The sequence below is a fragment of the Streptomyces sp. NBC_01233 genome (assembly GCF_035989305.1).
Classification (GTDB): Bacteria; Actinomycetota; Actinomycetes; order Streptomycetales; family Streptomycetaceae; genus Streptomyces.
In genome coordinates this window covers 4,068,979-4,088,232 of the sequence record NZ_CP108514.1, presented here as the reverse complement: position 1 = coordinate 4,088,232, position 19,254 = coordinate 4,068,979, and the positions used below count along the sequence as shown (strand labels likewise).

The 19,254-nt window shown below is 70.7% G+C and carries 20 protein-coding genes; 12 read left to right on the top strand and 8 right to left on the bottom strand.

Annotation, left to right across the window (positions count from 1 at the left end; genetic code table 11):
- Nucleotides 1-55: 55 nt before the first annotated feature.
- Nucleotides 56-484 carry an IS200/IS605 family transposase gene (gene tnpA / locus OG332_RS19150; RefSeq protein WP_327412212.1) on the bottom strand — a complete coding sequence of 143 codons (429 nt, stop codon included), beginning with the start codon at nucleotides 482-484 and terminating at the stop codon, nucleotides 56-58.
- A gap of 17 nt (nucleotides 485-501) precedes the next feature.
- Here tnpA and OG332_RS19145 point away from each other — a divergent pair, with 17 nt between their 5' ends.
- The gene (locus OG332_RS19145; RefSeq protein ID WP_327414633.1) at nucleotides 502-1,665 is read left to right on the top strand and encodes an RNA-guided endonuclease InsQ/TnpB family protein; all 1,164 of its coding nucleotides are present in this window, start codon (nucleotides 502-504) and stop codon (nucleotides 1,663-1,665) included.
- A gap of 73 nt (nucleotides 1,666-1,738) precedes the next feature.
- Here OG332_RS19145 and OG332_RS19140 read toward each other — a convergent pair whose 3' ends face one another.
- Nucleotides 1,739-2,431, bottom strand: coding sequence for a bifunctional DNA primase/polymerase (locus tag OG332_RS19140; protein ID WP_327414632.1), 693 nt, complete (start codon nucleotides 2,429-2,431; stop codon nucleotides 1,739-1,741).
- A gap of 216 nt (nucleotides 2,432-2,647) precedes the next feature.
- Between OG332_RS19140 and OG332_RS19135 the strand changes: the two genes are divergently transcribed.
- Both OG332_RS19135 and OG332_RS19130 read left to right on the top strand, forming a co-directional pair.
- Nucleotides 2,648-4,030, top strand: a complete 1,383-nt coding sequence (locus tag OG332_RS19135; protein ID WP_327414631.1) for a transcriptional regulator — start codon at nucleotides 2,648-2,650, stop codon at nucleotides 4,028-4,030.
- A 130-nt stretch (nucleotides 4,031-4,160) separates the two neighbouring features.
- Complete coding sequence (locus tag OG332_RS19130; protein WP_327414630.1) at nucleotides 4,161-5,492, top strand: hypothetical protein; 1,332 nt, start codon at nucleotides 4,161-4,163, stop codon at nucleotides 5,490-5,492.
- Nucleotides 5,493-5,495: 3 nt separating this feature from the next.
- Here the strand turns inward: OG332_RS19130 and OG332_RS19125 are convergent, their stop codons facing one another.
- Nucleotides 5,496-6,785 carry an ABC transporter substrate-binding protein gene (locus OG332_RS19125; protein WP_327414629.1) on the bottom strand — a complete coding sequence of 430 codons (1,290 nt, stop codon included), beginning with the start codon at nucleotides 6,783-6,785 and terminating at the stop codon, nucleotides 5,496-5,498.
- 196 nt (nucleotides 6,786-6,981) lie between these two features.
- Here OG332_RS19125 and OG332_RS19120 point away from each other — a divergent pair, with 196 nt between their 5' ends.
- Both OG332_RS19120 and purU read left to right on the top strand, forming a co-directional pair.
- The gene (locus OG332_RS19120) at nucleotides 6,982-7,428 is read left to right on the top strand and encodes an SCO4402 family protein (protein ID WP_327419296.1); all 447 of its coding nucleotides are present in this window, start codon (nucleotides 6,982-6,984) and stop codon (nucleotides 7,426-7,428) included.
- A gap of 14 nt (nucleotides 7,429-7,442) precedes the next feature.
- Entirely contained in the window at nucleotides 7,443-8,321 is an 879-nt protein-coding gene (gene purU, locus OG332_RS19115) for a formyltetrahydrofolate deformylase (RefSeq protein ID WP_327414628.1), read from the top strand.
- A 61-nt stretch (nucleotides 8,322-8,382) separates the two neighbouring features.
- Here the strand turns inward: purU and OG332_RS19110 are convergent, their stop codons facing one another.
- Nucleotides 8,383-8,901: an EF-hand domain-containing protein gene (locus tag OG332_RS19110; protein ID WP_327414627.1), complete on the bottom strand. Its 519-nt coding sequence runs from the start codon at nucleotides 8,899-8,901 to the stop codon at nucleotides 8,383-8,385.
- Between the two features lie 302 nt (nucleotides 8,902-9,203).
- On the opposite strand from OG332_RS19110, the gene OG332_RS19105 reads away from it, so the two are divergent.
- From OG332_RS19105 to OG332_RS19095, 3 genes are read left to right on the top strand one after another with little or no spacing between them, the layout of a single operon-like run.
- On the top strand, nucleotides 9,204-9,767 hold the full coding sequence (locus tag OG332_RS19105) for a sigma-70 family RNA polymerase sigma factor (protein WP_327414626.1): 564 nt from the start codon (nucleotides 9,204-9,206) through the stop codon (nucleotides 9,765-9,767).
- Nucleotides 9,764-11,053 carry a maleylpyruvate isomerase N-terminal domain-containing protein gene (locus OG332_RS19100; protein WP_327414625.1) on the top strand — a complete coding sequence of 430 codons (1,290 nt, stop codon included), beginning with the start codon at nucleotides 9,764-9,766 and terminating at the stop codon, nucleotides 11,051-11,053. The genes OG332_RS19105 and OG332_RS19100 overlap by 4 nt, the downstream gene beginning before the upstream one ends.
- Before the next feature lie 28 nt (nucleotides 11,054-11,081).
- On the top strand, nucleotides 11,082-11,708 hold the full coding sequence (locus tag OG332_RS19095) for a DUF4097 family beta strand repeat-containing protein (protein ID WP_327419295.1): 627 nt from the start codon (nucleotides 11,082-11,084) through the stop codon (nucleotides 11,706-11,708).
- A 67-nt stretch (nucleotides 11,709-11,775) separates the two neighbouring features.
- Here the strand turns inward: OG332_RS19095 and OG332_RS19090 are convergent, their stop codons facing one another.
- A complete protein-coding gene (locus OG332_RS19090) occupies nucleotides 11,776-13,329 on the bottom strand; it encodes a class I adenylate-forming enzyme family protein (RefSeq protein ID WP_327414624.1) in 1,554 nt (517 codons plus the stop codon).
- Between the two features lie 133 nt (nucleotides 13,330-13,462).
- On the opposite strand from OG332_RS19090, the gene OG332_RS19085 reads away from it, so the two are divergent.
- The 4 genes from OG332_RS19085 (at nucleotide 13,463) to OG332_RS19070 (ending at nucleotide 17,557) form a co-directional block, all read left to right on the top strand.
- Nucleotides 13,463-14,677, top strand: coding sequence for an amidohydrolase family protein (locus tag OG332_RS19085; protein ID WP_327414623.1), 1,215 nt, complete (start codon nucleotides 13,463-13,465; stop codon nucleotides 14,675-14,677).
- Nucleotides 14,677-15,831 carry an acyl-CoA dehydrogenase family protein gene (locus OG332_RS19080; protein ID WP_327414622.1) on the top strand — a complete coding sequence of 385 codons (1,155 nt, stop codon included), beginning with the start codon at nucleotides 14,677-14,679 and terminating at the stop codon, nucleotides 15,829-15,831. Before OG332_RS19085 ends, OG332_RS19080 begins: the two co-directional genes overlap by 1 nt.
- A gap of 5 nt (nucleotides 15,832-15,836) precedes the next feature.
- Nucleotides 15,837-16,748, top strand: a complete 912-nt coding sequence (locus OG332_RS19075) for an acyl-CoA dehydrogenase family protein (protein ID WP_327414621.1) — start codon at nucleotides 15,837-15,839, stop codon at nucleotides 16,746-16,748.
- Nucleotides 16,749-17,092: 344 nt separating this feature from the next.
- Complete coding sequence (locus OG332_RS19070) at nucleotides 17,093-17,557, top strand: ATP-binding protein (protein WP_327414620.1); 465 nt, start codon at nucleotides 17,093-17,095, stop codon at nucleotides 17,555-17,557.
- A gap of 181 nt (nucleotides 17,558-17,738) precedes the next feature.
- Here the strand turns inward: OG332_RS19070 and OG332_RS19065 are convergent, their stop codons facing one another.
- Genes OG332_RS19065 through OG332_RS19055 form a run of 3 tightly spaced genes read right to left on the bottom strand, consistent with a single transcriptional unit; the run spans nucleotide 17,739 to nucleotide 19,249 of the window.
- Nucleotides 17,739-18,185 (bottom strand): hypothetical protein, encoded by a 447-nt coding sequence (locus tag OG332_RS19065; protein ID WP_327414619.1) that lies wholly within the window; start codon nucleotides 18,183-18,185, stop codon nucleotides 17,739-17,741.
- A 48-nt stretch (nucleotides 18,186-18,233) separates the two neighbouring features.
- On the bottom strand, nucleotides 18,234-18,686 hold the full coding sequence (locus OG332_RS19060; protein WP_327414618.1) for a hypothetical protein: 453 nt from the start codon (nucleotides 18,684-18,686) through the stop codon (nucleotides 18,234-18,236).
- 50 nt (nucleotides 18,687-18,736) lie between these two features.
- Nucleotides 18,737-19,249: a S1 RNA-binding domain-containing protein gene (locus OG332_RS19055; RefSeq protein ID WP_327414617.1), complete on the bottom strand. Its 513-nt coding sequence runs from the start codon at nucleotides 19,247-19,249 to the stop codon at nucleotides 18,737-18,739.
- Nucleotides 19,250-19,254 lie beyond the last annotated feature (5 nt).

The window sequence follows — 19,254 nt, the reverse complement described above, 5'->3', positions numbered from 1 at the left end:
CCCGGGCCTTCAGGCCCGGGAGGAATCGCTTCTCTGGACTGCTCTGACCCGCAGGCTAACGCGGACGTTTCTGCTGCTCGATGTACTCCTTGATGATTGCCAGCGGTGCGCCGCCGCAGGACGCCGCGAAGTAGGACGGCGACCAGAAGTGATCTCCCCACAGGTACTTGCGGATGTGGTCGGGGAACTCCTGCCGGAGCCTGCGGGCTGATACGCCCTTGAGGGAGCCGACCAGGCGGGACAGGGCGACCTTCGGCGGGTAGTGCACGAGGAGGTGCACGTGGTCGTGCTCGCCGTTGAACTCGACCAGTTCGGTCTCGAAGTCGGCACAGACGGCCCGCATGACTTCTTCGCAGCGCGTCAGGATCTCGTCCGTGAACGGGCCGCGCCGATACTTTGGTGTGAAGACCAAGTGTGCATGGAGGCTGTAGACGACGGTTCTACCCCTACGAGTGTTGGGGTTTGGCTCCCAGCGTGGTGACATAGACCAATGCTACGATCATGGGTGTGAAGATCGTGGCGCAGGTGAAGCTGTTGCCGGAGGCCGAGCAGGCCGCCGCGCTGCGCTCCACCCTGCGCACGGTCAACGAGGCCGCGTGCTGGGTGTCCGGTGTGGCGTTCGAGCACGGTGTGCCGCGTGAGTACGAGCTGCGCAAGCACACCTACGCCGAGTTGAAGGCGCGCGGGCTCGGGGCGCAAGCCGCTCAGCACGTCATCAAGAAGACCCGTGACGCCTACACCACGTTGAAGGCGAACATCACGGCCGGGAACCTGGGCAAGCCGGGATCGAAGCGCAGGGTCAAGGCGGAGTCGAAGCCGATCACGTTCCGGCCCCAGGCCGCGCAGCCGTACGACGACCGGTGTTTGAGTTGGCAGTACGACGCCGGAACCGTGTCGATCTGGACGACGGCCGGACGGCTCAAAAGCGTTCGCTTCGCCTGCTCCCCGGACGCGCTCAAGATGCTCCGCGAGCACCGCAAGGGCGAGTCCGACTTGATCGAACGCGACGGCGTGTTCTACCTGATCGCCGTCTGCGACATCCCCGAGGCCGAGCAGTATGAGCCTGACGGGTTCATCGGAGTCGACCTCGGCATCGCCAACATCGCCACCACCTCCACCGGCTACCGGGCCGCCGGTCGCGGCTTGAACCGGCACCGGAAACGACAGCTCGATCTGCGCAGGAAGTTGCAGGCCAAGGGCACCAAGTCCGCGAAGCGCCTCCTCAAGAAGCGCTCCCGCAAGGAAGCCCGGCACACCGCCAACGTCAACCACATCGTCTCCAAGACCATCGTCACCACCGCTGAACGCACCGGCTCCGGTATCGCCCTGGAAGACCTCACGGGCATCCGAAGCCGGGTACGGCTCCGCAAGGACCAGCGGACCTCCCTGCACTCGTGGAGCTTCCACCAGCTCGCCGCCTTCGTTGAGTACAAGGCGAAGCGGGCCGGGGTGTCGCTGGTGTACGTCGATCCGGCGTACACCAGCCGGCAATGCTCCGAGTGCGGCCACATCGACCGGCGCAACCGCGCCGATCAAGCGACGTTCGCGTGCCGGTCCTGCGGGGCCCTCATGCACGCGGACGACAACGCGTCCCACAACATCCGCCGCAAGGGCGAGACCGTGTGGACAGCGGGGCGTGAGTCACGCGTCCCTGCCACCCCATAGGGGTGTCTGGACGGAGGAGCCAACCCAGCAGCCAGTTGGGCGCTACCTCCAAGCCCGGCCCTTCAGGACCGGGTCAAGTTGACGGCTGGCGCCGCTTGCGGTCCGCCGCGGCCTCGCTCCCGCACGCGTACGCCAGCGCGTCGATCAGCTCCTCCGTGTCCGGCAGCCACCGGTTCGCCGGAGTGGGCCGCCGGGCCCACTGGACCGCGCCCCGGCCGCCGAAGCGGGTGGGCGGCGCGGCCACGTACTCGCCCTCGCCGCGGGCGATCAGGTCGATGCCGGTCGGCGACCAGCCCAGCTTCCGCACGAGGTCGGCCATCTTGACGCCGGCGCCCGGCAGGACGAAGAACAGCATCCGGTGGTCGGGCGTGAGGGTGACCGGGCCGAGGGTGCGCTGCATCCGCTCCAGCCGCGCCAGCGCCAGGAATCCGGCCGACTCCGGCACGTCCAGCGCGTCGAACGTCCGACCCGTCGGCAGCAGGATCGAGGCCTCCGGGTGCTTCGCCCAGACCCGCCGGACCTGGACCGCGCTGCCCGTGGCCTGCGCCGCCCAGTCCTTCACCGCCGGGTGTGCGCCGGGCGCGGGGCAGTCCGCCGCCCCGCAGGAACACAGCTCCCGGCCGTCGCCGGGCTCCAGCCAGGTGCCGGCGAAGACGTCCCAGTGCCGTTCTTCCGCGTACCGCACGGCATGGTCCAGCAGCAGTTCGCCGCGCTGCTTGGGGATGGGTGCGGTCTCCGTGACTGTGATGGTCTCTTCCACGCCCATCACAACTCCCCGGGCCACCCGGGGTTACGGGCGTAAACCAGCGGGTGGACGGAGCATCGATCCTGCATACGGGGCGCATTGATGCACACGTGGGGGCGCGTGGGAGGCCGGGGCGCTGGAGTTGGGTAGCGACACGACGCAGAGCGGAAGATTCTCCGCACATCAGGCGGGAAGTGATCATTCCAACGGATCACCCGCGGTCAGCAGGGGGTTTTCATGGCAGCCAGGCCTCTCGTCGCCCGCCAGCCGAACGAACGGCTGCAGGCGCTCATCCAGGAAGCCGGGTGCTCCAACGCCGGGCTCGCCCGGCGCGTGAACATGTGCGGGGCCGAGCACGGCCTCGATCTCCGCTACGACAAGACCTCCGTGGCCCGGTGGCTGCGCGGCCAGCAGCCGCGCGGCCGGGCGCCCGGAATCATCGCCGAGGCGATCGGGCGCAAGCTCGGCCGGACCGTCACCATCGACGAGATCGGCATGGCCAACGGCAAGAACCTCGCCTCCGGGGTCGGCCTGCAGTTCTCGCCCACCGTCATCGGCGCGATCGAGCAGGTCTGCGAGCTGTGGCGCAGCGACGTCGGCCGCCGCGACTTCCTGGCGGGTTCGAGCGTGGCGGCGTCCGCGCTCGTCGAGCCGAGCCGCGACTGGCTGATCACCGGGGCCGACACCCAGGTGGCCCGCAGCGGCGGCTCGCGGGTCGGCATGCCGGACGTCGAGGCGGTGCGGGCGACCACCGAGGCGCTCAAGGACCTCGACCACCGCTTCGGCAGCGGGCACGTCCGGCCGGTGGTCGTGCACTACCTCAACTCGGTGGTGTCCGGGCTGATCGGCGGCTCGTACCGGGAGCCGGTGGGGCGGGCACTGTTCGCCGCCGTGGCCCGGCTGACGGAGCTGGCGGGCTACATGGCGGTGGACACCGGACAGCCCGGCCTGGCACAGCGGTACTACATCCAGGCGCTACGTCTGGCCCAGGCGGCCGGCGACCGGGCGTACGGGGGGTACGTGCTGGCGGCGTCCATGAGCCACCTCGCCGCCGAGCTGGGCAACCCGCGGGAGATCGCGCAGCTGGCGCGGGCCGCCCAGGAGGGGACGCGGGGACAGGTCACCCCGCGCGTCGAGGCCATGTTCTACGCCGCCGAGGCGCGCGGGCACGCGCTGCTCGGGGACACCCGGGCCACGGCGGTGCTGTCGGCGCGGGCGGTCAGCGCGCTGGAGCGGGCGGAGCCGGAGTCGGGCGACGACCCGGTGTGGATCAGCCACTTCGACGCGGCGTACCTCGCGGACGAGCTGGCGCACTGCCACCGGGACCTGGGCCAGGCGGACGCGGCGGGCAAGCGGGCGGAGGAGGCGCTGCGGGGCCTCCCGGCGGGCAAGGCGCGGCGCCGGGCCATCGGGCTGCTGCTGCTGGCGGCGGCGCAGGTGCAGCAGCGGGAGGTGGAACAGGCCTGCCAGACCGCCACGAAGGCGGCGGAACTGCTGGAGGGGCTCCGGTCGAACCGGGGGGCGGAATACCTGGAGGACTTCCGTTCCCGCCTGGAGCCCTACCGGGAGGAGGCGGCGGTACGGGAGTTCGGCGCGCGGCTCGAAGCCCGGGTCGCCTGACCTCCCGGCGTCCCCGGCCCCACCTGCCCGAGGGCCGTCACAAAACCGGCGGGGCTGGGTGCGGCGGTGCGTGACCGGGTAGCGTGACCGACGGTTCCGTAGGGTCGGGCGAGTCGGAGAAGGAGTCCCGGTGACGCAGAGCGGACAAGGGGGCGCCCCCCAGCCGGGTGCCCCGTGGGGTCCGGACCAGGCGTCCGGGTATCCGGTGTACCCGGAGCAGCCGCAGCCGGGGCCCGCGTACGGGTACCCGCACGTGGCACCGGGGCACGTCGTCGGGCCGGGCTACGAGGGGCCGGGGGAGCCGCACGGCTACGGGTACCCGCCGCTGCCCGAGGCCGCCACCCAGTACATTCCGCCCGTGCCGGCGGCCCCCGTGCACGGCGATGCGGCAACGCAGTACATCCCGCCCGTGCCGGCCGCCTCCGCGCACGGCGATGCGGCAACGCAGTACATCCCGCCCGTGCCGGCCGCCTCCGCGCACGGCGATGCGGCAACGCAGTACATTCCGCCCGTGCCGGCGGCCCCCGTGCACGGCGATGCGGCAACGCAGTACATCCCGCCCGTGCCGGCCGCCCCCGCGCACGACGAGGCGGCGACGCAGTACATACCGCCGGTGCCCGCCGACCGCGCCGTTGAGGGGTTCGACGGGCTGTTCCGGGGCGACGACGACTCCGCCGGGCACACCCAGCACCTGCCGCCCGTCCAGGAGCCGGTGCTGCGTCAGCCGCCGCCGCGCCCCTACCCGCCGCGCGCGCAGCGCCCCGTACCCCCACACCCCGCACAGCAGCACCCGCAGCAGCAGTACGCCCCGCCCCCGCCGCCGGAGGCACCCCGCCGGATCTCGCCGGCCGTCATCGCCGCCGTGGTCATCGGCCTGGCCGTGATCGGGCTGGGCGTCGGCTCGCTGCTCAGCGACGGCAAGCCGCAGAACAACGACCCGGGCGCGGTGCCCGCCGCACCGGCCGCGAGCGGCGCCTCCGCCGCGCCCGGCGGCGAGGCTCCCGTGGACCCGGCCCGCCCGCAGGCCGTCCAGCTGGACAAGCTCCTCGCCGACAGCAATGACAGCCGGGCCTCGGTGATCAAGGCCGTCGAGGACATCAAGAGCTGCAACAACCTCGACCAGGCGGGCGCCGACCTGCGCGACGCGGCCCGCCAGCGCGAGGAACTCGTCACCCGCCTCCAAGAGCTGAAGGTGGACAAGCTCCCGGACCACGTGAAGCTGTCCGCGGCCCTCACCAAGGCCTGGCAGTCCTCCGCGGACGCCGACGATAGCTACGCCGCCTGGGCGGACGACGTGGACGATGACAAGTGCAAGGACGGCAAGGCCAAGGTCACCAAGAACGCCTCCGACGGCAACAGGTCGAGCGGCGAGGCGACGAAGGCCAAGGAGTCCGCCGCGGTCATGTGGAACACGATCGCGGCCAAGTACGGCCTCACCAAGCGCGACAAGTCCCAGCTCTGAGCGTCAGGCCGTGCGGGGGGCCTGGACCAGGGTCGGGGTCATGTCCAGGGGCTGCTCGCCGGGCTGCGCCACGAGCCGCCCGGCCTGGACGATCTGGAAGGTGACCTGGCCGTTGACGATGCGGGGGAAGCCGGCGACGGCCCGCATGTCCTGGTAGCGCCAGCTCAGGTCCGGGGTGAGGCCGCCGGTCCTGACGGGCTGGGACTCGTTCAGCGACCGCTTGACCATGCGGGCGCTGATGTCCTCGTCCTCTTTGAAGCGCTTCACGATCTCGCTCAGCACGGTGTAGGCGATCCAGGTGGTCTGCGCCCCGCTGTCGTCGGGGTCGACGTTGTCGTCGCCGAAGGCGAACTCGGTGACGACCGTCCGCATCGGCGTCCAGACCGGATCGGAGGCCACCGGGTACCAGCTGGTGAGGTACGCGCCCTCGAAGGGGCTCTCCTTGCCGCCCGTGCGGTCCACCAGGGACTGGCTGACACTGCCCAGCACGGAGGAGATCTGCGGCTTCTTGCGCTGGGCGTCGGTCCGGCGGAAGGCGTCGAAGAAGGTCTCGGTGCGCTCGCCCAGGACCGCGGTGACGCAGCCCTTCTCCTTCTCCTTCTCCTTGCCGGTGCCGCTGGTGTGGGAGAGGGCCTCCCGGGCCTGCGGTCCGAAGTCCGCGGAGTCCTCGGCGGCCCGGATGTCGGCGGCGTCGGCCATCTTGTTGGCCCGCAGTCCGGCGTTGAGCAGCACCGGCAGCGTGTCGCCCGCGATGGTGTCGGGGCGGACCAGCGCGACCTGGTCGCAGGCGCGTCCCAGCTGGTGGCCGGCGCCGGCGATCAGGACGGACTGGCCGCCGTTGACGGGGTAGGAGAGCGGGGACTGGAACTCCTCGGAGGAGACCCCGTAACCGCCGATGAAGGGGATGCCCTCCGCCTCCAGCGGGGCCATGAAGGCGCGTCCGTGCTGGCTGTACGAGCCGACGACGGCGACGGCCTTCTCGGCGACGGCCTTGCGGGCGCAGTTGGCGGCGCCGGTGGGCGTGTTCTTCTCGTTGCAGGTCAGTACGCGCAGTTTGTGGCCGTTGATCCCGCCCTTGGAATTCACCCAGCGCTCGTACGCCTTGGCCATGCCGGTCATTCCCGGCATGTTGGTTGCTTTGGTGGCTTCCGGGGCGAACGTCATGACCGTGATGGTCTCCCCGGAGCCCGCCGAGCCTCCGGGGAGCACCCCGCACCCGGCGACGAGACACGCACCCATCGCCGTGGCCACGAAGGTGCGGGACAGGGATGTTGCGCGTCGCGAGATGGTCATGTCCATGCACCATTCCGCCCCGCAGGTAACTGTCGAGTGAGATGGACACAACATCGGGTGACGCCCAGGTGAATTGCGGGGGTGCGGTCCGCCGCAGGCGCCTGAAGATCGCGTTCAACGGGAACGTACGATCGAAAGCGTGACATTCGCCCAAGGTTCGAAGAACTCTTCCCGCCGCGGCGGCCGCTCCTCCACCATGGGTGGCATGCCCCTCAACGACATGCCGTGGTGGCGCTGGCGCAGCAACGTGCGCTCGGCGCTGCACATGCTTTCCGATCCGGCCTTCCACAAGGACACGTGGCTGACCGGCGCCGATGGGTACGGAGACATCACCGACGCCGTGTACCGGCTCGTCGAGGACACCTGGCTCGACAGCTGGTCGGCCGAGAAGTACGTCGGCACGATCTTCCGCGACTCGCAGGAGGCCGCCCTCGTCGACCTCGCGGTGCTGCGGGTGCTCCGCATCCTCCACCAGGTCGGGCCCGACGCCCCGGTCTCCGCCTACCTGGAGCACCACGCGTGGCCCGAGGCGGTCCGCGCCGCACGCGAGGCGCACGTACGGCTGGCCGAGGCGGACGGGGACGACCCGGACGTCCGGCCGACGTCGCTGGAAGTGTTGAGGATCCTCACCCGCGCGGTGTGAAAGGCTGTGCGGTCATGAGCGACCCGCACAATGAGGCCCAGGCCCAGCCCCAGTACGTCCTGACCGTGTCCTGCCCCGACAAGCAGGGCATCGTGCACGCCGTGTCGAGCTACCTCTTCATGACCGGCTGCAACATCGTGGACAGCCAGCAGTTCGGAGACCGGGAGACCGGACTCTTCTTCATGCGGGTGCACTTCGAGGCCGAGCCCGCGGTGACCGTCGAGAAGCTGCGCGCCAGCTTCGCCGCGATCGGCGACTCGTTCAAGATGGACTGGCAGATCCACCGCTCCGAGGAGCGCATGCGGATCATCCTCATGGTGTCGAAGTTCGGCCACTGCCTGAACGACCTGCTGTTCCGCTCGAGCATCGGCGCCCTGCCGGTCGAGATCGCGGCCGTGGTCTCCAACCACACCGACTTCGCCGAACTGGTCGGCTCTTACGACGTCCCGTTCGTGCACATCCCGGTGACGAAGGACACGAAGGCGGCGGCGGAGGCGCAGCTGCTGGAGCTCGTGCGCGCGGAGAACGTCGAGCTGGTGGTGCTGGCGCGCTACATGCAGGTGCTGTCGGACACCCTGTGCAAGGAGCTGAGCGGGCGGATCATCAACATCCACCACTCGTTCCTGCCGAGCTTCAAGGGCGCGAAGCCGTACCACCAGGCGCACGCGCGAGGCGTGAAGCTGATCGGCGCGACCGCGCACTACGTGACGGCGGACCTCGACGAGGGGCCGATCATCGAGCAGGAGGTCGAGCGGGTGGGGCACGAGGTGACCCCGGACCAGCTGGTGGCGGTGGGGCGGGACGTGGAGTGCCAGGCGCTCGCGCGCGCGGTGAAGTGGCACAGCGAGCACCGCGTACTCCTGAACGGCTCCCGCACGGTCGTCTTCGCCTGACACCACCCTTCTCCGGCCTCCTCCGGGCAAACCCAGCCCCGCCGGCGAGGCTGGGTTCGCGCTACGCGTCAGGGGCCTCCACGCCGCAGTACGACGCGAAGGCCGCCAGGATCTCCTCCTCCGAGATGCGGCCGTCGCCGTCGGCGTCCAGCGCGGCGGCCAGCTGTGGAGCCAGTTCGGGCGAGGTGCCCAGGACGCGCAGGACGCGGGCGGCGGCCTGCGGGGTCGCCCCCGCGCCGTCCTCGTCCGCCACCGCGATCACGGCCCGCAGGAACGGCCGCGCGATCTCCGCGAACCGCTCCGGGTTGTCGCGCAGCCGCTTCGCGGCCCCGGTGATGAACTCCTCGCGGGACACCCTCTGGTCCCCGTCGACGTCCGCGATCCCGGCCATCCCCTGCCAGAAGGCCTCGGCGCCCGCGAAGACGGCCTGGCCCCTGTCCGACCGGGCGGTGGTACCGAATTCGGCCAGGACGGCCTTCGCGGCCGCGCTGAAGTCCTCCCGGTCGATATACCCGGACCCGTCCTGGTCGAAGGTGGCGAATCGGGCGGCGATCTTGCGCTCGTATTCTGCGCTGTCCATGTTCGGCGTTCCGCCTTCACGTATGCGGTGGGGTTCAGTTCAAGACAAGGCAGGAGCGTAAGGCCTACGTGGCCTGCGCGTTAAGCGAAGTGGTCAAGGAGGCTGCCGCATCGAACCCGCGCACGGGAGCGCGGTGGGGCGCGTACACCTGTCCCCATGTGGCGTCGGCCGTACCACCGTTCACGCCCTGCCACACCCCTATCAACGGAGGGCTCACTTCCAGGGCGAGGTTCTCCCAAAACGGGCGCGAACCGCCATGTGCCCACTACATTCGTTGCGTCGACACACGGCTGGGGGCACTAATGCCGAAGGACGTACCACCGCGCTGGGACCGCCGCATGCAGCAGCGCCTGGCCCGCGGCGAGGCCGCCGCGCTCGGAGAGCTGTACGACCGCTTCGCCTCGCTCGTGCACAGCCTGGCGCACCGGGTGCTCGGCGACGAGAAGGCGGCGGACCGGATCACCCGCGAGGTCTTCGGCTACATCTGGGAGAACCCGGACGCCTACGACCCCAAGCAGGGCTCCATGCGCTCCTGGGTCGCCCGGATCACCCAGGGCCAGGCGGTGGCCCGGCTGCGCCAGGCCGAACTGGGCCGGGGCTCCCGCGAGGAGCTGGAGCAGAAGGTGCGCAGCGCCAACGCGGCCGCCCGCGCGGACTACATCGTCACCTCCATGCCCGCGCCGCTGCGCGCCGCGCTCGAACTCGCGTACTTCAAGCGGCGCGACTACCGACAGGCCGCCGCCGACCTGCAGATCAGCGAGGACGAGGCGCGGCGCCGGCTGCGGCTCGGCCTGCAGCTGCTGTCGACCGCCAACACCCTCCCGCAGGAGGACACCGCCCGGTCCGGATACGGAACGCCCCGATGAACGGCCCTGCCGAGTCGCCCGACGACGGACACGAGCGTCCCGGCGGCCAGGCGCGGATACCGGGTCCGCGCGGAGCCGCCGACGACCTGGACCCGCGGTACGCGCCGCAGCCGCCGCGCATGCCGAGGCCGCTCCCGGAGCCCGTACCCGTACCCGAACCCTTCCCGGAGTCGGTACCCGTGCCGCCTCCCTCGCACGCCGTACTGAAGTCCCTGCTCGGCGCGTGGGCGCTGGCGGCCTGCTCCGCCGAGGAGACCCAGGCGGTCGAGGACCACCTCACCGAGTGCGCACCCTGCGCGGAGGAGGCGTTGCGGCTGCGCGACGCGGTGGGGCTGCTGCACCCCGAGGAGACCCTCGACCTCAAACCGCTGTTGCGCTCGCGCGTCCTGGAGGACTGTCTGGGCAAGCGGCCGGCGCGCATCCCGGTGCCGGTGTGGGCGAGTCCCTACGACACGGAGACCGCGCGGCTCGACGCGCTGCTCCAGGACTTCGGCGACTCGGAGTGGCACACCCCGGTGCGGCTGAAGTGGTTCGAGGAGGAACGGCGCCGTTCGCAGCGGACCACGGTGGCGGGGGTGATCGGTCACCTGATGACGGTGGACGGGCTGATCGCCAACGCGCTGGGGCTGGACGACCCGTTGGGTCCGGACGCACCGAAGGGCGGTCCGACCGCACGGACGGAGCACTTCTGGAACGCCTCGGCGTACCCGGCGACACGGCAGGTCCGCGAGCCCTGGCGCGAGCAGGGGCACACGCTGGTGCGCACGGTGTCCTTCGCGGGCCGGGGCGTCGCCGAGCTGTCCGTGGACTACGGGAGCTTCGCGCTGCCGCTCGGGGACGCGTTCCTGGAGCGGGCCTTCGAGTGCTGGGTGCACGCGTGGGACATCGCGGAGGCGGTGGACTACCCGTACGAGCCGCCGTCCGGGCCGCACCTGCACGGGATGATCGACTTGGCGGCGCGGCTCCTGCCGGGCGCGCTGGCTCAGCGGCGGCGCGCGGGCCTGGCGGCCCCGGCACGGGGCCTGGTCGCGGCGGGCGCGCCCGGGCGGACCCTGCACCTGGAGATCGAGGGCGCGGGTGGCGGCGGCTGGGACATCGCACTGGACTCGCCGGGGGCGAAGCCGTCACCGGAGCGCACGGTGGCGGAGATCGCCCTGGACGGCATCGAGTTCTGCCAGCTGGCGGCCGGCCACATCTCACCCCAGGACGCGGCCGTGGGCCAGCACGGCGACCGCGAGGCCATCCGCGACGTGTTGTTCGCGGCGGCGTCTCTGAGCCGCCTGTAGCCGGAACGTCGTCTCGGCCGTCCTCGACATTCCGGCGGGTCGTATCCGCCTCATCGCCGCGGACCGGGCGGACACCCGGGTCGAGGTGCTGCCGGCGAACGCGTCGAAGGGCCGTGACGTGAAGGCGGCGGAGCAGACCACCGTCGAGTACGGCGAGGGGGTTCTCCGGATCACGACGCCGGAGGGGAGGAACCGGCTCCTCGGGGCTTCCGGGTCGGTCGAGGTGACGGTCCGGCTGCCGGCGGGTTCCCGGGTCGAGGCGAAGGCGGCCAGTGCCGAGTTCCGCGGGGTCGGACGCCTCGGTGACGTCGCGTTCGAGGCGGCGCAGGGCACGGTCAAGCTCGACGAGACCGCCGGTGCGCAGCTGACGCTGTTGGCGGGTGACGTGTCGGTCGGCCGGCTGGGCGGTCCCGCCCGGGTCAGCACGCAGAAGGGCGACATCAAGGTCGCCGAGGCGGTGCACGGTGTGGTCGAGCTGCGGACCCAGGCCGGTGACGTGTCGGTCGGCGCCGCCCGCGGGGTCTGCGCCTCCCTGGACGCCGGTACCGGCCACGGCCGGATCCACAACTCCCTGCGGAACAGCGACGGCGCCACCGCCGCCCTCACCATCCACGCGACCACCGCCTACGGCGACATCACCGCCCGCAGCATCTGAGGAAGCGGCCGTCAGGCGCGGCCGTCCCGTGCCTTCGGCGGGCTTTCGCCCCGCACGGTAGGCGCCGTCAGGCGTACCGTTCGCGGAGTTTGTACTTGAGGATCTTGCGCAGGGCCTCGTTGCGCGGGAGGGATTCCAACAGCTCCAGTTGTTCGGGGAGCTTGTGCGTGGCCAGGCCTTCCGCGCGGAGGTGGGCCGTCAGTCGGGGCAGGGTCAGGGGAGCGGCGCCCGGGGTCTGTTCGACCACCGCGCAGACGCGTTCGCCGCGGGCCGGGTCGGGGAGGCCGATGACCGCGACGTCGGCGATGCCCGGGAGGAGGTGGAGCAGGTCCTCGATCTCCTTCGCCGAGATGTTCTCGCCCTTGCGGATGATGACGTCCTTGCTGCGGCCGGTGAGGACCAGGTAGCCGTCCTGGGTCAGGTGGCCGAGGTCGCCGGTGATCAGGTAGCCGTCGGCGTCGAAGACCTCCGCCGGCTGGTCCCGGTTCAGGTAGCCCTGGCAGACGGCCTCGCCCCGGAGCCGGACCTCGCCTTCCGTGTTCGGGGGGAGCGGGGTGCCGTCCGGGGCGGTGATGCGGATGGACATGCCCGCCGGAGGGCGGCCCTCGGTGGTCGCCAGGTGGTCGGGGGTGTCGTCCGGGGCGCCCATGGTGATCATCGGGACCTCGGTCATGCCGTAGCCGTGGGTCAGCTGGCAGCCCATTTCGCGGACGACGGCGTGGTAGATCTCCGGCGGCTTCGGGGCGCCGCCGCCCGCGAGGAGGCGGAGGGTGGGGATGAGCGGGGCCGAGGGGTTCTTGCGCTGTTCCGTCAGGAACATGGAGTAGAAGGCGGTCGATCCGCCGGCCACCGTGACCCCGTGGCGGCGGTAGCCGTCCAGCGCGTCCGGCATCGCGAACTTCTCGAAGAGGACGGCCGGGAAGCCGTAGAGGAGCAGCATCACCGTGTAGTCGGGCCCGGCTATGTGCGCGAAGGGGAAGGCCATCGAGCCGACGTCGTACGGGGTCGGCTGCAGGGCGTGCGCGAGGCAGGAGCCGCCCGCGATCAGGGAGCGGTCGGTGTGCAGGACGCCCTTGGGGTCGGAGGTGGTGCCGGAGGTCCAGTAGATCCATCGGACGTCCGTGCCGGAGACGGGCGGCGACGGGAGTGCGCAGGGGTCGCCGTCCGGGAGGTCGTCGTAGGCCTCGAAGACGCCGCGCGCGCCGAGCCGACGGGCCATCGCGGGGTGGTCGAAGCCGCGCCAGATCCCGGGGACGGCGAAGAACTCGGCCTTGGACTCGCGGAGCGCGAAGCCGACCTCGCGGTCGCGGTAGAACGGGATGACCGGGGTCTGGACGGCGCCGAGCCGGGCGAGGGCCGCGGAGAGCAGCACGGTCTCGATGCGGGTGGGGAGCTGCCAGGCGACGACCGTGCCGGGGCGGACGCCCATGTCGTACAGGCCGGCGGCGACGCGTTCGGAGCGGTCGCGCAGTTCCCCGAAGGTCAGCCGGCGGTCCTGCGCCGGGTCCTCGGCCGCCTCGATCAGGACCGTGGCGTCGGGGGTCAGTGCGGCCCGGCGGGTGATCAGTTCCCACAGGGTGCGGGAGCCGCTCAGTTCTGTCGCGGTCGCGGTGTCCGTCATCCCAGACCTCCCCATAGCTGACGGATAGTCAGATCAAGCGCAGAGCGTAGGGCTCCGGCGCTTGTCGGTCCAGGGGTGGCGGGGCTAGCTTGTTTCTGACGATCCATCAGATTGGCATCGGATTGGGGAGCCCATGGAACTGCCTCGGATCATCAGCGTCGACGACCACGTGATCGAACCCGCACACCTCTTCGACGTCTGGCTGCCCGCCAAGTACCGCGACCGCGGGCCCAAGGCGCTCACCGCCGGCATCGGCGAGCTGGCGTACACGGGCGGCAAGTACGTGATCACCATGGACCCCGAGGGCCCGCCGACCGACTGGTGGATCTACGAGGACCTGAAGTTCCCGTACAAGCGCAACATCGCCGCCGTCGGCTTCGACCGCGACGACATGACGCTGGAGGGCATCACGCGGCAGGAGATGCGCCGCGGCTGCTGGGATCCGAAGGCGCGCCTCGCCGACATGGACCTCAACCACGTCGAGGCCTCGCTGTGCTTCCCCACCTTCCCGCGCTTCTGCGGGCAGACCTTCGCCGAGGCCCACGACAAGGAGGTGGCCCTCGCCTGCGTGCGCGCCTACAACGACTGGATGGTCGAGGAGTGGTGCGGCGACAGCGGCGGCCGGCTGATCCCGCTGTGCATCATCCCGCTCTGGGACATCGACCTGGCGGTCGCGGAGATCCGGCGCAACGCCGCCCGCGGGGTGCGCGCCGTGACCTTCTCCGAGATCCCCACCCACCTGGGCCTGCCGTCCATCCACTCCGGCTACTGGGACCCCTTCTTCGCCGTCTGCCAGGAGACCGGCACGGTGGTCAACATGCACATCGGGTCCAGCTCCCAGATGCCCGCCGCCTCCCCCGACGCGCCGCCCGCCGTCCAGGCCTCGCTCAGCTTCAACAACGCGATGGCCTCGATGATGGACTTCCTCTTCAGCGGCGTCCTCGTCAAGTTCCCGACGCTCAAGCTCGCCTACAGCGAGGGCCAGATGGGCTGGATCCCGTACGCCCTGGAGCGGGCCGACGACGTCTGGGCGGAGCACCGGGCCTGGGGCGGGGTCCGCGACCTGATCCCCGAGCCGCCGTCCACGTACTACTACCGGCAGATCTTCTGCTGCTTCTTCCGCGACAAGCACGGGATCGCCTCGATCGACGTCGTCGGGCGCGACAACGCCACCTTCGAGACCGATTACCCGCACGTGGACTCGACCTTCCCGCACACCAAGGAGGTCGCCCTCGACCACGTGAAGGGCCTCGACGAGGAGACGACCTACAAGCTGATGCGCGGCAACGCCATCCGCATGCTCGGCCTCGATCTCGACCGTGACCGTGACAAGGACCGGGCCAAGTAGTGGACCTGACCTACACCGAGGAGGAGCAGGACTTCCGGGCGCGGCTGCGCGCATGGCTCGCCAAGGTGCTCCCCGAGCTGCCGGCCAAGCCGTCCCCCGACGACTGGCCGGGCCGGCGCGCGTACGACCTCGGCTGGCAGCGCAGGCTGTACGAGGCCGGGTACGCGGGCCTGCACTGGCCGGTGGACGCCGGCGGCCGCGGGGCCACCCCGACCCAGCACCTGATCTTCCTGGAGGAGACGGAGCGCGCGGGGGCCCCGTACGTCGGCGCGAACTTCGTCGGGCTGCTGCACGCCGGCCCGACCATCGCCGCCGAGGGCAGCGCCGAGCAGCGGGCGCGCTGGCTGCCGCCCGTACTGCGCGGCGACGAGGTGTGGTGCCAGGGGTTCAGCGAGCCGGACGCGGGATCCGACCTGGCCTCGCTGCGTACGAGGGCGGTCCGCGACGGCGACGCGTACGTGGTCACCGGGTCGAAGATCTGGACCTCGCACGCGGAGGTCGCCGACTGGTGCGAGCTGCTGGTGCGGACCGATCCGCAGGCCCCCAAGCACCGGGGGATCTCCTGGCTGGCCATGCCGATGGACGCGCCTGGGGTCACCGTACGGCCGCTGCGCACGCTCGCCGGGTCGACGGAGTTCGCGGAGGTGTTCCTCGACGAGGTACGGGTCCCGGTCGCGAACCGGGTCGGGGCCGAGAACGACGGCTGGCGCGTCACCATGGTCACCCTCTCCTTCGAGCGGGGCACCGCCTTCGTCGGCGAGGTCGTCGCCTGCCGCCGGACCCTGGGCGAGCTGGCCCGTACGGCGAAGGCGAACGGCCGCTGGGACGACCCGGTGCTGCGGCGCAGGCTGGGGCGGCTGTACGGGGAGTTCGGCGCGCTGTGGCGGCTCACGCAGTGGAACGTCAGCGAGTCGGAGGGCTCCGGTGGGGTCCCCGGCATCGGCGGCTCGGTCTTCAAGCTCGCCTACTCGCACGCGCGGCAGGAGCTGTACGACGTGGCGGCGGAGGTGCTGGGCGCCGCCTCCCTGTCCCTGGAGGAGGAATGGACCCTGGACCGGCTCTCCTCGCTCTCGTACACGATCGCGGCGGGCACCTCGCAGATCCAGCAGAACATCGTCGCCGAGCGGATCCTCGGCCTCCCGAAGGGCCGGTGAGGGGCGTGCACTTCCAGCCGACCGAGGACCAGCGGGACCTGCGGGCAGGTGTACGGGAGCTGCTCGCGGGGCGGTACGGGCGCGGGGCGCTGCGGGCCTCGGTGGACACGGGCGCCGCCGTGGACCGGGGGCTGTGGCGGGAGCTGGGCGAGGCGGGCTTCTTCGCCCTGCGGCTGCCCGAGTCGGCCGGCGGCGTCGGCCTCGGTCTGCCGGAGGCGGTGCTCGTCTTCGAGGAGGCCGGGCGGGCGCTGCTGCCGGGGCCGCTGGTGGCCACGCACCTGGCGGCCGGGGTGGTCCCGGGGGCGGCGGCGGGGACGGCGGTGGTGACCGCCTTCGACCTGGAGGGCGGCCTGGTCGCGTACCTGGAGGAGGCGGACGCGGTGCTCGGGGAGCCCGGGGTGCCCGCCGGCTCACCGGTCCGCTCGGTGGACCCGCTGACGCCGCTGCACCGGGTGGCCCCGTACGGGGACCGCACGGACGGGGACCGTTCCCCGTACCGCGCGCAGGGAGCGCTGCTGACGGCGGCGCTGCAGGTCGGCAGCGCCCTGCGGACGGTGGAGCTGGCGGTCCGCTACGCGGGCGAGCGCGAGCAGTTCGGGCAGCCGATCGGGGCGTTCCAGGCGGTCAAGCACCTGTGCGCGCAGATGCTGGTGCGGGCGGAGGTGGCCCGTACGGCCGTCTACGCGGCGGCGGTGACGGGAGATCCGGGGGAGGTCGCGGCGGCCAAGCTGCTGGCGGACGAGGCAGCGGTACGGGGCGCCCGGGACTGTCTGCAGGTGCACGGCGGGATGGGCTTCACGTGGGAGGCGGACGTGCACCTGCACCTGAAGCGGGCGTGGGTGCGGGCCGAGCAGTGGCGGACGGCGGGGGAGGCGGAGGAACTGCTGGCGGCGGAGCTGCTGGACTCGGCGGTGTAGCCGGCCGCGGTCGTGCGTCTCCTGGCGCGGCCTTCGCGGGGCACGGGAGGGACGCCACGGGACGCATGTCCGATTACAGAGAGTTGATATCGGTTTGTGTCCTTCGCCCCTCTCGTTACGGACCGGAGTCGGGGGGCTGCTCCGGTACGCTCCCACAAATGCGAGCGGTTGAGCGGCGCGAGCGTCGCACAGTATGCACCACGCCCACTCCTTCGCGCGGGAATATGCCCGAAGCGCTTGTTGTGGTGACTGTACGTCAACCAAGCTGCTCCGCAAGGGGATCACAGTGGGTGATCCCATCCTGTCGCGAGGCGAAGTGTCCGCCGGTTCGGATGGTGTGAGCGGTGCAGGTGCTTCAGGTTCAGCTGGAGGTAGGCCCGGACCCAGCCGAGGTCGGCCGGGCCCGCCGTTGGGCCCGGTCCCGGTTGGCGGGGTCGGGCATAGGGGATGACGAGCCGCTCGCCGAGACGCTGATCCTGCTGATCTCCGAGCTGGTCACCAACGCGGTCGTGCACACGGGCTGTCCGGCGGTGCTGCGGATGCTGTTCGGGGGACCCGGGGTGCGGGTCGAGGTGGCCGACGCGAGCGACCGGGCACCGGCCCGCCGGCAGGCGGCCGGGGACGACACCGGCGGTCGCGGCCTGGAGCTGGTGGACGGCCTGGCGGACCGCTGGGGCTGGCAGCGCGAGGGTGCGGGCAAACGCATCTGGTGCGAGATCGACCGCGCGAAGAAGGCGGCGTCGGACTGCGCCTCCGACGGGCCGTCGGAAGTTCACCCCTCCGTGCGGGAACCGCGCGTGTACCTCTAACGAGGTGTTGACGTTCCGTCACATCTTGATCACCCTGGTGTGGAGCGATTCGACGCGAGGGGACGCCAAGGACACGCCTTGACGAGTGCGGGTCGCGGGGTGGCGGCTGCCGTGCCGCGCTCGGGGCGTGCACGCGCGCCGCCGCCACCCGCAGTACCTCCGAAGCGGCAGCCGGCGGTCCCTACGGGCTCAACGGTGGCCAGTCGTCCGCGAACGGGCTGTCGACACCGACCCAGTCGAAGGTGAACCGATGGTCGGATCGGTCGTAGCGGACCGCACTCCCGCAAGGCGGGAGGTGAAGGTTCTGGTGGATCCAGCCGTCGATTGCGAGGGCGGCGACTTCGGCCCGGTAGTCGGCAATCGGGTATACGAGAGAGGCGACATCCAGAACCAGGTGATCGCTGCCCGGTCGCCTCTCGGCCAGCTCGTCTGTGTGCAGCGACATCCCGAAGGCGAGCCAGGCGGCGTCCTTCCAATGCAGTCCACTGGCGGGCAGGCGAAGGTGGACGTTCCCGTATATGCGCAGCGCGTGAGGGGGAGGGGAGTCCACCTCAGCCGCTGCGGCGGTGATGTTGGCGGCAAGCCCCACGCCGCCGCTCATGAATCGATATGTGAAGGTCTCAGCCATGTCTTGCTCCCGGACGGTGGGTGCCTAGGGCTCCCAGGGCGGCGCGTGTCACTTGGGCTCTCTGATCGGGGCCGTGACCAGTTGAAAGCGCTTCAGAGCAGCGAGATAGTCGTCCGAAGCATGATGCTCAGGGTGCGGTGGCGCGAGGTGTCGGCTCGCCAGCTCCTCCGCTGCCGAAAGCACCGCTTCGGCGAGCTCGGCATGGCTGACGTGTGCCACCGGTCCGGATCCACCCTTCACGGTGATCGTCTTTCTCGTCGTCCGGAAATCGAGCCTGAAGGAAGAATCGATGGCAGCGAAGGACGCGCTGACGGAACGTCTGGTCAGCAGCCCGGCGAGGGAATCGAGAAGCTCGGGTACGGAAAGGTAGAGCATCATCCCCTGGTCGGGTACCTGCCCCACGGAGCTCGCTTCGCCCAGCGGGCCGGAGCAGACGATGTCTCCACGGTCGAACCCACTGGGTTCCCCCTGATCGGCGCGCACGGTGAATTTTACGATCACGGCTCGTGACTCTCGCCTCCCGGGAATTTAAGGGTCCGCCTTGCTTGCCTTCATTGCGAAGGTGGAGAGTTGGATGAGGTGTGAGGGTTGGAGACGCGCACCTGTCGGCGGTGCACATTGATGTACTCCACCTTGACTTCGAACTCGTCACCAACGGCGGCGTGATTTAGGCCCACATTCCGGGGCTCGCTTTTTGGTAGGAGGGCCTCGATTCCTGACGGGAAGCGCAGGAAGATTCCAATCGCGGTGAGTTTCGTAACTTTCCCGAGAGCGATCTGCCCAAGCTGAGTGCGGGCGAATTCAATAAAAGGGTCGGGTTCGATGTCTTTTAGCGATAGGGAGATAATGTTGCGATCGAGATCGGCGCTCAGGAAGACGACGGTTACGCTCTGGCCAACTTGTGCAACCTGTGAAGGGTGGTCCACCCTAACCCATGACAGGTTCGCGGATGTGATTGTGCCATGCGCTCCTCCTTCCAGCTCAACGTTCAGGTAGTGGTCGCTCACCGTGGTAACGATTCCTTTGCAGACCTGTCCGGGCTGCAACTCTTGGATCATTTGCATGTAAC